Origin of the sequence: Pseudomonas sp. I3-I5 (genome assembly GCF_022699445.1) — a bacterium.
Classification (GTDB): Bacteria; Pseudomonadota; Gammaproteobacteria; order Pseudomonadales; family Pseudomonadaceae; genus Aquipseudomonas; species Aquipseudomonas fulva.
Window position 1 is genome coordinate 3,647,907 of record NZ_CP093940.1, and the last position, 13,478, is coordinate 3,661,384.

Annotated in this window: 11 protein-coding genes; 6 read left to right on the forward strand and 5 right to left on the reverse strand. The window is 63.9% G+C overall.

What is annotated here, in order from left to right; all coding sequences use genetic code 11:
* Positions 1-7: 7 nt before the first annotated feature.
* The 4 genes from MOP87_RS16265 to edd all read right to left on the reverse strand — a co-directional run bounded on the left by MOP87_RS16265 (position 8) and on the right by edd (position 5,026).
* A complete protein-coding gene (locus MOP87_RS16265) occupies positions 8-1,462 on the reverse strand; it encodes an ATP-binding protein (protein ID WP_027913785.1) in 1,455 nt (484 codons plus the stop codon).
* Positions 1,443-2,168, reverse strand: a complete 726-nt coding sequence (gltR, locus tag MOP87_RS16270; protein ID WP_145280573.1) for a two-component system response regulator GltR — start codon at positions 2,166-2,168, stop codon at positions 1,443-1,445. Before gltR ends, MOP87_RS16265 begins: the two co-directional genes overlap by 20 nt.
* A gap of 72 nt (positions 2,169-2,240) precedes the next feature.
* The gene (locus tag MOP87_RS16275; RefSeq protein ID WP_027913783.1) at positions 2,241-3,203 is read right to left on the reverse strand and encodes a glucokinase; all 963 of its coding nucleotides are present in this window, start codon (positions 3,201-3,203) and stop codon (positions 2,241-2,243) included.
* Positions 3,200-5,026 (reverse strand): phosphogluconate dehydratase, encoded by a 1,827-nt coding sequence (gene edd / locus MOP87_RS16280; RefSeq protein WP_145280575.1) that lies wholly within the window; start codon positions 5,024-5,026, stop codon positions 3,200-3,202. The genes MOP87_RS16275 and edd overlap by 4 nt, the downstream gene beginning before the upstream one ends.
* A gap of 262 nt (positions 5,027-5,288) precedes the next feature.
* Here edd and gap point away from each other — a divergent pair, with 262 nt between their 5' ends.
* The 6 genes from gap (at position 5,289) to MOP87_RS16310 (ending at position 12,015) form a co-directional block, all read left to right on the forward strand.
* Complete coding sequence (gene gap, locus MOP87_RS16285) at positions 5,289-6,290, forward strand: type I glyceraldehyde-3-phosphate dehydrogenase (RefSeq protein WP_027913781.1); 1,002 nt, start codon at positions 5,289-5,291, stop codon at positions 6,288-6,290.
* Between the two features lie 185 nt (positions 6,291-6,475).
* Complete coding sequence (locus tag MOP87_RS16290; RefSeq protein WP_242809811.1) at positions 6,476-6,991, forward strand: sigma-70 family RNA polymerase sigma factor; 516 nt, start codon at positions 6,476-6,478, stop codon at positions 6,989-6,991.
* 79 nt (positions 6,992-7,070) lie between these two features.
* Complete coding sequence (locus MOP87_RS16295; protein ID WP_145280577.1) at positions 7,071-8,039, forward strand: FecR domain-containing protein; 969 nt, start codon at positions 7,071-7,073, stop codon at positions 8,037-8,039.
* A gap of 182 nt (positions 8,040-8,221) precedes the next feature.
* Positions 8,222-10,810: a TonB-dependent receptor gene (locus MOP87_RS16300; protein WP_145280579.1), complete on the forward strand. Its 2,589-nt coding sequence runs from the start codon at positions 8,222-8,224 to the stop codon at positions 10,808-10,810.
* 146 nt (positions 10,811-10,956) lie between these two features.
* On the forward strand, positions 10,957-11,550 hold the full coding sequence (locus tag MOP87_RS16305) for a biliverdin-producing heme oxygenase (protein ID WP_242809812.1): 594 nt from the start codon (positions 10,957-10,959) through the stop codon (positions 11,548-11,550).
* A 51-nt stretch (positions 11,551-11,601) separates the two neighbouring features.
* Entirely contained in the window at positions 11,602-12,015 is a 414-nt protein-coding gene (locus tag MOP87_RS16310; protein ID WP_027913776.1) for a YbaN family protein, read from the forward strand.
* On the opposite strand, the gene arcD is transcribed toward MOP87_RS16310, so the two are convergent.
* A complete protein-coding gene (gene arcD / locus MOP87_RS16315) occupies positions 11,995-13,422 on the reverse strand; it encodes an arginine-ornithine antiporter (RefSeq protein ID WP_028687067.1) in 1,428 nt (475 codons plus the stop codon). The two genes, MOP87_RS16310 and arcD, sit on opposite strands and share 21 nt — an antisense overlap.
* Positions 13,423-13,478 lie beyond the last annotated feature (56 nt).

The window sequence follows — 13,478 nt, forward strand, 5'->3', positions numbered from 1 at the left end:
AGGTGGGTCAGTCCACGCCCCGTGGCAGGTACAAGGTCACCCGCAAGCCGCCTTCGCGCAGATTGAGCAGGCTGACCTCGCCACCGTGGCTGTGGGCGATGTTGCGGGCAATGCCCAACCCCAGCCCATAGCCTTGCTGATGACCGGCCAGCCGCACATGGGGTTCGAACACCTGCTCCATCTGCTGTTGCGGCACCCCAGGCCCCTGATCATCGACCTGCAGGACGAAGCCTGCCGCACCGTCGATGATACGCAGCCGCGCCCGCTCGCCGTACTTGATGGCGTTGTCGATCAGGTTGCCGATGCAGCGCCGCAATGCCAGTGGCTTGCCCGGATACGGCGCCAGGGCATGCCCTTCGAGTATGATCCTACCGTCTCGCAGGTACGGCTCGGCCAGCAGTTCGAGGATATGATTGAGGTCCACCGGCTCGATGTTCTCGTGAATGTCGGTGTCCTTCACGCATTGCAGCGCGCCCTTTACCAGCAATTCCAGTTCGTCCAGGTCCTGGCTGAACTTGGCTTGCAGGTGCTCGTCTTCAAGCAGTTCGACACGCAGGCGAAGCCGGGTGATGGGCGTACGCAGGTCGTGGGAGATGGCGCTGAACAATTGGCTACGCTCGGTGAGGTAACGGCTGATCCGCTCGCGCATGCTGTTGAAGGCCCGACCCACCTCCACCACCTCGCTGCCGCCGCCTTCGGCCACAGGCGCAACATCGGCGCCCAGTGACAGCTCCCGCGCTGCACGGGCCAGGCGCTTGAGCGGCCAGCTCTGCCATTGCACCAGCAGCCCGATGAACAGCAACAACAATGCCGTAGTCAGGACGATGAAGCCGATCTGCTGGCGCGGCAGACGCTCGGCTTCCAGGCTGGTATAGGGCTCGGGCAACAACGAGGCGATGTACAGCCATTCGCCTTCGGCCAGACGAATCTGGGTGACCAGTACCGGCGGATTGAGCGGTTCGAGGGTGAGCGAATAATGGGCCCATGACCTTGGCAGCTCGTCGAGCTTGAGCCCGCTGTTGAAGATGCGCAGTTCGTCGGGGTCGACGAATTCGACGGAAATGTCCATCTGCGGCCCTAGACGCTCATGCAGCACTTGCTGGAACACCTCCATCACTGCCTGCTTGCGCGGCGTGACAGGCAGCATCTGCATGTCCAGCGGCTTGGCGTTCAGCGAAACGAAAAATCGCGTGCCTCCCATGCTGCGCAACTGGTCGAGCACCATTGGCCGGTAAGCAACGGGCAGCGAGCGAAAGTAACTGACGCTGGCGCTCATCGAGTGGGCCAGGCTGCTGGCACTGGCACGCAGCCCTTGCAACTGGCTGGCGCGCAGCTGGGCCACCCAGATGATGCTCGACAGCCCTTGGGCCAGCAGAACCACCAGCAAGGTCAGCAGCAGCATGCGCCCCAGCAGCGAACGTGGCAGCAGGCGCCACCGCCGCTCAGGGTGCAGTGCAGACATGGGTCGCCAGCAGGTAGCCGCTGCCACGCACGGTGCGGATCAGCCGGGGTGGCTTCTCGGTGTCGCGCAAGCGCTGGCGCAGACGGCTGACGGCCATGTCCACGATGCGGTCCAGTGGCATCGGCTCTCGCCCTCGCGTGGCGTTGCCGATGGTGTCGCGGTCGAGGATCTGCTGGGGGTGGTCCAGAAACAGCTTGAGCAGCGCAAAGTCCGCGCCCGAGAGAATCACCTCCTCTCCGTCGCGGTGGAACAGGCGATGGCTGACCGTGTCGAGCCGCCAATCGTCGAATGCCAGCACCGCCCCACCCGGCGCTGCTTGCCCGAACTCGGCGCGGCGCAGCAAGGCTTTGATGCGGGCCTGCAGTTCACGCGGGCTGAACGGCTTGCCCAGGTAATCATCGGCGCCAAGCTCGAGCCCGATGACCCGATCGGTCTCGTCCGAGCTTGCCGTCAACATGATGATGGGCACCCGCGCATGACGCGGGTGCTGGCGTACCCATCGGCACAGGCTGAAACCGTCCTCGTCCGGCAGCATGACGTCCAGGATAACCAGGTCACAAGCGGTGGTGTCCAGGGCATGACGAAACCCGGCGCCATCGGCCTGGGCATTGACATGAAAGCCCGAGCGGCTGAGGTAGGTTTGCAACAGTTCGCGAATTTCCTGATCGTCGTCGACCATCAGGATGGATTTGCCGGCAGTGCTCAAGGGGGATGTCCTTTTGTGGTGGCGGGTCTTGTTGCCCGCTGACCTGTGTCGCCTTGCAGGGAGCCCAGGCGCCTAGCCCTGATCCAGCGCTTGCTGCAAGGCCACGCCAGCGCCCAGCAGCCCGGAAAACTCGGCAGTCACCAGCCATACGGGCACGCCTTGGAAGTAACCGCTCATGCAGCCTTTGTCGCCGAAACTGTCGGCGAAACCGCTGCGCAGGAACAGCTCGGCAAAGCGTGGGATCACGCCGCCGACGATATATACCCCACCACGCGCGCCCAGGGTAAGCACGTTGTTGCCCGCCACGCGTCCCAGGAACCGGCAGAATTGCTCGATCACCGCCCGCGCCCGCGGCTCGCCACCCAGGGCCGCATCGGTGATCTGCGCCGGCGAAGTGTGTCGCGGATTTTCACCATCCAGGGCGCAGATGGCCTGGTACAGGCGCACCAGCCCGCCGCCGCTGAGCACCGTCTCGGCACTGACATGGCCGATCTGGCCATGGATGTACTGATGGATCGCCGCCTCTCGGGCATTGCCCACCGGCAGGTCGACGTGCCCGCCTTCGCCTGGCAAGGCATGCCAGTGCTTGCCCCCCAGGCGCAACAGCGAGCCGACACCCAGGCCTGTACCGGGTCCGATGACCAGCGCCGGGCGCAGCGGATCGGCCTGACCTGGGCAGACTTCTCGACACTCACCCTCGCGCAGGCGGGTCATGCCAAGGGCCATGGCGGTGAAATCGTTGATCAGCAACAGGTGCCCGATCTGTAAGCGTTGGCAAAAGGCGGTCCGGCTCAGGCGCCAATGGTTGTTGGTGAAGCGAAACTCATCGCCATCGACCGGGCCGGCCACCGCCAGGCAAGCAGCGGCTACGCCACCCCGCGGTATGGCCAGGGCTTCAAAATACGCTTCGATGGCCTGTTCCGGGCTTGTGTAGTCCTCGGTGGCGAATACCTTCACCTCGTGCAGCTGGTTGTCACGCCATAACGCAAAACGGGCATTGGTGCCGCCGATGTCGCCAACCAGCAGGTCATTCATTTCAGGTTCTCCAGGGCAGAGGTAAAGGCGCTGGCGCCCTGCTCTGCCGGGCTGAACGCCATGCGCATGAAGCCGAAGAGCTCGCGCCCGCAGCCCAGGTCATTGCCCTGGGGCGCGGTCGCCAGGTCACGCAGGGCCAGCTCGTCGGCCGATACCATTACCCGCAATGTACCTTCAGCGCCATCGACCCGCACGATATCACCATCGCGCAGCCGTGCCAGCGGGCCGCCGTCATAGGCTTCGGGGCACACGTGAATGGCGGCGGGGATCTTGCCCGATGCACCGGACATGCGTCCATCGGTCACCAGGGCTACCTTGTACCCGCGATCCTGCAGCACGCCAAGGAACGGGGTGAGTTTGTGCAGCTCCGGCATGCCGTTGCAGCGCGGGCCCTGGAAGCGCACCACTGCGATGAAGTCCCGCTCCAGCTCGCCTGCCTTGAAGGCGTCGGCCAATGACTGCTGATCGTGAAAGATGCGCGCCGGCGCCTCGACCACGCGGTGCTCTGGAGCCACGGCGGAGACTTTCATCACGCCACGCCCCAGGTTGCCCTCCATCACCCGCAACCCGCCTTCGGCGGAGAACGGCCGCGCCACGGGCCGCAGGATGCTTTCGTCCAGGCTCTGCTGTGGCCCTTCGCGCCAGACCAGCTTGCCGTCCTCCAGGAACGGCTCCTGGGTGTAGCGACGCAGGCCAGGGCCGGCGACGGTGTTGACGTCCTCGTGCAGCAAACCGGCATCGAGCAGCTCGCGGATCAGGAACGCCATGCCGCCGGCGGCCTGGAAGTGGTTGATGTCGGCCTTGCCGTTGGGGTAGACGTGGGACAGGGTCGGTACCACTTCGGACAGGTCGGCCATGTCCTGCCAGGTCAGCTGGATACCGGCGGCCTGGGCTATGGCCGGAATGTGCAGGGTATGGTTGGTGGAACCGCCTGTGGCATGCAGGGCCACGATCGAGTTGACCAGCGCCTTCTCGTCGACGATTTCGCCCAGGGGCATGAAGGTGCCGCTGGCCTTGGTCATGCGCGTGACCTGTTGCGCCGCCTCGGCGGTCAGCGCGTCGCGCAGCGGCGTGTAGGGGTTGACGAAAGAAGCACCCGGTAGGTGCAGCCCCATCACTTCCATCACCAGCTGGTTGGTGTTGGCCGTGCCGTAGAAGGTGCAGGTGCCAGGGCCGTGGTAGGACTGCATTTCCGATTCCAGCAGTTCCTCTCGGCTGGCCTTGCCTTCGGCATAACGCTGGCGCACATCGGCTTTCTGCTTGTTGGAAATACCCGAGACCATCGGCCCGCCCGGTACGAACACCGTGGGCAAGTGACCAAAGCGCAAGGCCCCCATCATCAGGCCCGGCACGATCTTGTCGCAGATGCCCAGCATCAGGGCCGCGTCGAACATGTTGTGGGACAACGCCACGGCAGTGGACATGGCGATCACTTCACGGCTGGCGATGGCCAGTTCCATGCCCGGCTCGCCCTGGGTGACGCCATCGCACATGGCCGGCACACCGCCGGCGAACTGGCCTACCGAGCCGACTTCGCGCAGGGCCTGCTTGATCTGTTCGGGAAAATGCAGGTAGGGCTGGTGGGCCGACAACATGTCGTTGTAGGCCGAGACGATGGCCACGTTGGCGGCATTCATCAGGCGCAGGGTCTGTTTGTCCTCGCTGCCGCAACCGGCCACGCCATGGGCGAAGTTGGCGCATTGCAGGCTGGCACGCATCGGGCCCTCGCTGGCGGCCCCGCGGATCAGCTGCAGGTAGCGTTCGCGGGTGGCGCGGCTACGCTCGACCAGCCGTTGGGTGACCTCAAGGATGCGCGGGTGCATGTACTGGACTCCAGGCTAATTGTAAGGGCGGTTTACCAAGTGATCGTGCCCGGCCGATTGCCGCCTAGGCTCAAAGGACAGGCGCGCACTGCTTCGGTAGGCTCACGATCGAACCGCTCGTTGTAGGTTTAAACAAAATACTGCCACTAAAAAGGCTTGTTTTCTATCTGCAACTGAATAATCTTGTAATTCCAACAACAAAACCGTTTCAGTGAAGCACCTTTGTGCCACAGGTTTGACTCGGACTGCCAGAGGTATCGCCATGACCCTTCGCATCGCCATCAACGGATTCGGCCGCATCGGGCGCAATGTCCTGCGCGCACTCTATACCCAGGGCTACCGCCAGGACATGCAGGTCGTCGCCATCAACGACCTGGGCGACAGCACCATGAACGCCCACTTGCTCAAGTACGACAGCGTGCACGGCACCTTCGAGGCCAGCGTCGAAGCCGACCACGAAAGCCTGACCGTCAACGGCGACCGCATCGCGGTGAGCGCCATTCGCAACCCGGCCGAACTGCCCTGGAAAGCCCTGGCGATCGATGTGGTCTTCGAATGCACGGGGCTGTTCACCGAGCGCGACAAGGCCGCTGCGCACATCGCTGCCGGCGCGGGCAAGGTGATCGTCTCGGCGCCGGCCAAGGGCGCTGATGCCACCGTGGTGTATGGCGTCAACCACGACGTGCTGCGCGCCTCGCATCAGGTCATTTCCAACGCCTCCTGCACCACCAACTGCCTGGCGCCCATCGCCCAGGTGCTGCACCGCGAGTTCGGTATCGAGCAAGGCCTGATGACCACCATCCATGCCTACACCAACGACCAGGTGCTGACCGACGTGTACCACAGCGACCCCTACCGCGCCCGTTCGGCCACCCAGTCGATGATCCCCAGCAAGACTGGCGCCGCCGAGGCCGTGGGCCTGGTACTGCCGGAGCTGGCCGGCAAGCTGACCGGCATGGCCGTGCGGGTACCGGTGATCAACGTGTCGCTGGTGGACCTCACCGTCAACCTCAAGCGCGAAGCCACGGCCGAACAGGTCAACCAGCTGTTCCTCGAGGCCAGCAAGCATTCGCGAGTATTGGGCTATAACGCCCTGCCCCTGGTCTCGTGCGACTTCAACCACAACCCGCTGTCGTCGATCTTCGATGCCAACCACACACGGGCCAATGGGCGCATGCTCAAGGTGCTGGCCTGGTACGACAACGAGTGGGGCTTCTCCAACCGCATGCTGGACAACTGCCTGGCGCTCTGCCGCGCTCAGTAACGGCTGTGCCAGCACGCCCTGACAACTGGTAGCAGGTGCTGGGTCATCGAGCTCGTATCGCCGTAGCCGCTCTGCGGCACCGGCGATACTCGCGGCGCCGTTACGATTTGCCTACATTTCGCAGCTTGACCCCAAGCACGGATGATAAGCATTATCATTGGCCGCTTGTCAGGTCAGGTCGCTCCGTGAGTCAGTCCCGGTTCAATTCCGTATTCCTCAGCCAGAGGCCCATCTTGCTGCGCACGCTCCAGCGCATGGTAGGCAACCGTTGCACGGCCGAAGACCTGCTTCAGGAAACCTACTTGCGCGTCTCACGCGCACTGGGCGAGCGTTCGGTCCAGCACATCGAACCCTTCGTCTTTCAGACCGCCCGCAACCTTGCGCTCGACCACTTGCGTGCCCGCCGGGTACAGGCCCGAACCCTGGTCGACGACGTGGCTGACGAGGTAGTGAACAATGTCGCCGTGCCCGCCAGCAGCAACGAGGATGCTGCACATGCCCAGCAACTGCTGCGCCACCTGAGCGAAAGCCTGAAGCAACTGACGCCACGCCAGCAAAGGATCTTCACGCTAAGCCGGCTGCACGGCGCCACCTCTCTCGAAATCGCCCAGCAGCTGGGGGTTTCTGCGAGCACGGTGCAAAAGGAGCTGAAGTTGATCATGGGTATCTGCCTGGGTGTCGCCCATCGCCTGGACGCCTGACGGGCCGCCGCGATGAGGCCCGCTTGCCACATCGCGCCAGCGCCCTGATCATCTGCGCACGCCCGCTCAAGGACTCACCGTGACCGACAGCCCCGAACATCGCCCGTCACCAACCAGGCCCAATGCGCGTCGTCGTGCCACGGACGAGGCTTTGGCGTGGCTGGTCCGTCTTGAAACCGCCGAGCCCGCCGACCACCTCGCATTCGAAACCTGGCTGCAAGCCGCTCCCGAAAATGCCGAAGCGTTCGTGCAAGCCGAGGCATTGTGGAACGGCGCAGCGCTCAAGCAGGCCGCTGCACAGCTGCAGGGCTACCCATCGCGCCCTCGCGCAGGTCGCCTGCGTCGCCAGTGGAAACCGCTGGCCACCGCTGCCGCGCTGCTGGTAGGCCTGTTCACGTTCGGCAACGTGCCAGTGCGCCTGCAGGCTGATCACCTGACGGTCGCGGGGGAACGCCACCGGGTGAACCTTCAGGACGATGCCCGGGTGCTGCTCAATACCCAGTCAGCGTTTGCCAGCGAGCGCAATGACGGGCGGCAGGTCGCCCGCCTGCTGCAAGGCGAGGCATACTTCCAGGTGCCCAAGGGCGCGCCGGTACCGCTCGAAGTGCAAGCCGGCCCTCTGCGCGCCCAGGCACGCGACACCGATTTTGCCGTGCGCCTGCTCGATGGCCAGGCTTGGGTCAAGGTGCAACGCGGCGACGTCGACGTCGACGTGCAAGGGGGCCGCGTCCAACGCATCCGTTTGCAGGCCGGTCAGAGCATTCGCGTCGGGCCCGACGGGCTCGGTGCACGCAGGCAACTGGACATGCGCAAGGACCTGGCCTGGGTCGATGGGCGCCTGGTCTTCGAAAATTGCCCCTTGAGCCAGGTGCTGGCCGAGCTGCGCCGCTATTACCCCGGCTGGATCATCAATCGCAATGAACGGCTGGAGAACATCGCCGTCACCGGCAACTACCGCCTTGACCAGCCGCTTGAGGCGCTACGTGCATTGGCCCATATCACCTCGGCACAACTGCATGAGTATCCAGCGCTGGTCATCCTGAACTGATGCGCCTGCCTTGACCGCTACCAGCCCACCCGCGGCAGCGCCGTATGCCCTGCTGGGCGCCTGGGATTTATTTTTACGCGATACCCCCTCCCTGTCCGTCTCGTCATAGCCAATGCAATTGATTCTTGTTCAATCAAGAACGCACACCCTATGAACAGTTCGCGCGTCAGGGAGCGCTTTCGATGCCCACCAGTCCTATCCGTTCGACCCTACGGCCACGCCTCAAGGGGCAACTGTCCCTGTTTTCACTCGCCTTGCTCGCCACAGGCGCCTGTTCACTCCCCACGCTGGCGGTCGAGCCGGCGTCGGTGAGCACCTCGCGCATGGGCGACTACCACTTCGGCATCGCCCAACAGCCGCTGGTATCGGCCATCAATGCCTTCAGCCAGGTCACGGGCTGGCAGGTGGGCTTCGACGCTCGCCTGGCCGAAGGGGTCGCCTCCCCGGGCATACAGGGTTCACTGCCCCCCGAGCAGGCACTCAAACGCCTGCTACACGGCACTGGCCTGGTCCCGCGGACCATCAGCCACGGCAACGTGGTGCTCGAGCGCCAGTCAGGTCGCGGGGCCATAGCCTTGCAGCAGGTGACCGTCAGCGCCACCCGCAGTGCCCAGGACGTGAGCCAGGTCCCCAGCACGGTCAGCGTGCAGACCCGAGAGCAGCTGGACCGGCAGAACGTCAACACCCTCCAGGACCTGGTGCGCTACGAGCCGGGCGTCTCGGTGGCGGGGACCGGGCAGCGCAGTGGCCTGAACGGCTACAACATTCGCGGTATCGATGGCGAGCGGATACTCACCCAGATCGACGGCGTGGCGATACCGGACAGCTTCTTCTACGGGCCCTACGCCCAGACCCAGCGCAATTATGTCGACCCGGAAATCATCAAGCGGGTGGAAATCCTGCGCGGCCCAGCCTCGGTGCTCTACGGCAGCAATGCCATCGGCGGTGCAGTGAGCTACTTCACCCTGGATCCTGAAGACATCATCAAACCTGGCCGAGACGCTGGCGCGCGACTCAAAACCGGCTACAGCTCAGCCGATGACAGTTGGCTGACGTCCGCCACCGTGGCTGGCCGTGAGGGCAGCCTGGACGGTCTGCTGCACCTGAGCCAGCGCAACGGTCACGAAACCGAGAGCCATGCCGATCACGGCGGCGTGGGCCTTGCACGCACCCGCGCCAACCCAGTGGATGCGCGTACCACCAACGTGCTGGCCAAGCTGGGCTGGGACTACGCCGACGACGCCCGCCTGGGCGTGACCTACGAACGCTTCAAGGACGACCGCGACCAGAACCTGCTCAGCGCCGTAGGCGGGCCATTCATCCCGGGCGTTGGTGCCATGAATTCGTACCGCATGCGCCAGGGCAACGACACGATTACCCGCGAGCGCTTCGGCCTGAACCAACGTTTCGGCCTGGACAGCCTGTTCGCAGACGATGTCAGGTGGAGCCTGAACTACCAGATCGCCAAGACGGACCAGCGCACCGACGAGCTGTACGTCGCTTCGGGACGTCAGGTACTGCGCGACCGCCAGACCACCTACAAGGACCGCCAGTGGATCTTCGATGCCCAGCTTGAAAAGGCATTCAGCCTTGGCCAGACCGACCACGCCCTGACCTATGGCACTACCCTCAAGCACCAGGACGTCACCGGGGCGCGCAGCGGTACTGGCACGTGCGTGAATGTGGGCGGCACCTGCCGGGGTATCGGCCAGGACAGCCCGCGCGACGGCCAGGCGCTGGTCAGCGACTTCCCGGACCCAACCATCGATACCTACAGCCTGTTCGTTCAGGACGAGATTCGCTGGGGCAGCTGGACGTTCCTGCCAGGTGCGCGCTACGACTACACACGCATGGCGCCTCACTTCACCGATGCTTTCCTGCGCGGCCTTGATGCCAGCGGCACGGCCCCGGCTTTCCAGGATGACTCAGACAAGAAGTGGCACCGCGTGTCACCCAAGCTCGGGGTGACCTATGCCTTCAACGACCACTACACAGGCTACGCGCAATACGCCCAAGGCTTCCGTACGCCCACGGCCAAGTCCATGTACGGCAAGTTCGTGAACCTGGAACAAGGCTACCGCGTGGAGGGTAACCCTGGCCTGCGGCCTGAGCGCAGCAAGGGCCTGGAAACCGGGCTGCGCGGTCGCTTCGATACGGGCAGCTTCGATATGGCGGTCTACTACAACAAGTACCGTGACTTCATTGACGAAGACGCCGTGCAAGGCGCCAACCTCGAGCAGACCTTCCAGGCCAACAACATCAAGCGCGCGACCATCAAAGGCGCCGAGGTCAAAGGCCAGCTCGAACTCGACCAATTCGGCGCGCCACAGGGGCTGTATGCACAAGGCTCCCTGGCATACACCTACGGCCGCAACGACGACAGCGGCCAGCCGCTCAACACCGTCAACCCACTCAAGGGCGTCATGGGCCTGGGCTACACGCAGGGCGACATGGGTGGGCTGCTGAGCTGGACGCTGGTCAAGCGCAAGACGCGGGTCGACGACAGCACCTTCTATTCCCCCGATGGCTCGGCGTCGAAGTTCCGCACGCCCGGCTATGGCGTGCTGGACCTGACCGGCTTCTACAACGTTACCGATGACATCACCGTGAACGCCGGCCTGTACAACCTCACCGACAAGAAGTACTGGCAGTGGGACTCGGTGCGCAGCTATGACGGCCAGGGGGAGGCCGCGGTGACCCAGCCGGCCAACATCGACCGCCTGAGCATGCCGGGCCGTAACTTCGCCATCAACGTGGTGTGGGACATCTGAGGCGCTGGCGCAGCTGAAACCGGGCGGGGTCGCTGTGTTCCCGCCTTGGTTCCTGGCACCCACCCCTGTTCCTGCGGGGTTTTTTACGCCCCCGCCCCTGTTGATTCGTCTTGTATTGAAACGCTTCGCTTTCCAAGGACTGCATCATGAGCAACCGCGCTTCTTCGCGTACCCAACGCCTGAACCTGGTGACCCAGGCGCCCCATGCCGCACTCGACGCCCTGGTCAAATCCCATGCGCCATTCGATAGCCGCGAAAGTTTTGCCCGCTTCGTGGTGGCCCAGTACCTGTTCCAGGCCGAACTGCAGCCGCTCTACAACGACCCGCGATTGATCGCCCTCATACCCGACCTTGCCGAGCGCTGCCGAGCCCATCAGGCCCGCCAGGACCTGTCGGACCTGGACATGCAGGCGCCTGCCGAGCTGCCGGGGGCCGTGCAGCGCCCCAGCATTGCAGAGGCATTAGGCTGGATCTTCGTGTCCGAAGGCTCCAAACTGGGCGCCGCGTTTCTAATCAAGCGGGCGGCGGCGCTGGGCTTGTCGGAGACCTTCGGCGCCCGCCACCTGGGCGAGCCCGCCGGTGGCCGCGCCGAAGGCTGGAAGCAGTTCACGCGAACACTCGATGGCCTGATGCTGTCAGCTGGAGAAGAAGTGGCTGCAGAACACGGCGCCGTCGCAGCGTTCGAGCGCTTTACCGTCTTGCTCAAACAGGCCTATGCCGTGGATGCCGAGCAGGTTTGAAACACTTTCAAAGGCCCCCTGACCGGGGCCGTTCGTTCTAGCAGTGAGCCCATGACCCAACCTGCCCGCTCCAAAATTGCCCGACTGCTGTATGCGATCCTGGCTTACGCAAGCCTGGGGGTGGGCCTGGTCGCCATTGTCATTCCGGGCTTGCCGACCACCGAATTCATTCTGTTGTCGGCATGGGCGGCCACGCGAAGCTCGCCTCGCCTGTCCGCCTGGCTGGAAAATCACCGGTTGTTCGGTCCTATTCTGTACAACTGGCGCAACGGCAAGGTGATCCAGCGGCGGGCCAAGGTCAGTGCGACGGTCAGCATGTTGCTCTGCGCGGTTTTGATGCTGGTGTTTCTTGAGCATCACTGGCCGGTGTTCCTGGCCATCGCCGGCATGAGCCTGGGCAACCTGTGGATCTGGTCCCGCCCGGAACGGCCGTTCACAGCCGGCTCACAGGCTCAGCAACCCTGACCAGAGTGCATAGCCTGCCAGCGCCGCCCCCGACAGCACGGCGGCGAAGATCAGTTTCTCCATCAGCGTGAAAAGCGTGAGACCTTGTTCATGCTTGGCCCGCGCAAACAGGATCACCCCCGGTGCGTACAAGAGCGCCGAGAGCAGCAGGTACTTCAGGCCACCGGCATACAGCAGCCAAACGGCGTACACCACCGCGAGCGCGGCCACCAGCAGGTCCTTGCGCCGCCGGGCCGGTTGGCCTGCGTAAGTCTCCCCACGCACGGCCAGCGACATGGCGTAGGCGGCAGACCACAGGTACGGCGCCAGAATCATGGATGAGGCCAGGTAGATCAGGCTGGTATAGGTACCGGCAGATACCAGCGTGATCAGTAGAAAACCCTGGATCATGCAGTTGGTCAGCCACAGTGCATTGGCAGGTACCTGGTTGGCGTTCTCCCTGGCAAGGAAACGGGGCATGGTCTGGTCGCGCGCCGTGGCATAGAGGATCTCGGCACACAGCAGCGCCCACGACAGCAACGCCCCAAGCAACGAGACAGCCAGCCCCAGGCTGATCAGTAACGCGCCCCAGGGGCCAACGATGTGCGACAGAACCGCCGCCAGCGAGGGGTTCTGCAAGCCAGCCAGCTCCGGTTGCGTCATGACCCCAAGGGAGAGGACGTTGACCAGCACCAGCAGGGCCAGCACACCCACAAAGCCAATGACCGTCGCCCTGCCCACGTCGGCCCGGCGCCGTGCCCTGCCCGAATACACGCTGGCGCCTTCGATACCGATGAAGACGAACACCGTCACCAGCATCATGTTGCGCACTTGCTCGAGCACACTGCCGATCGCCGGAGTGCCCTGCCCCCAAATGTCCTGGGTGAAGATATCCAGGCGAAAGGCGCAAGCCGCGATGACGACGAACAGTACCAAGGGCACCACCTTGGCCACCGTGGTGACCAGGTTGATGAACGCCGCCTCGCGAATCCCGCGCAACACCAGAAAATGCACGGCCCATAGCAACATCGAGGCACACCCGATGGCCACTGGGGTATTGCCTTCACCGAACACCGGGAAATAGAACCCCAGGGTGCTGAACAACAGTACGAAGTAGCCAACGTTGCCCAGCCAAGCACTGATCCAGTAGCCCCAGGCCGAAGAAAAGCCCATGTAATCGCCGAACCCAGCCTTGGCATAGGCATAGACCCCCGAATCCAGTTCGGGCTTGCGGTTGGCCAGCGTCTGGAAAACGAACGCCAGGGCCAGCATGCCCACGGCAGTGATCCCCCAGCCAATCAGCACCGCCCCGGCCTGGGCACGGGCCGCCATGTTCTGGGGCAAGGAAAAGATGCCGCCACCGATCATTGAGCCCACGACGAGCGCCACCAATGCCCCCAGCCGGAGTTTCTGTCCTTGTTCGCCCATAGGTCTCCAAATATTTCCTGACAGTCATGCAGTTGTAACAACACACTGTTTATAAA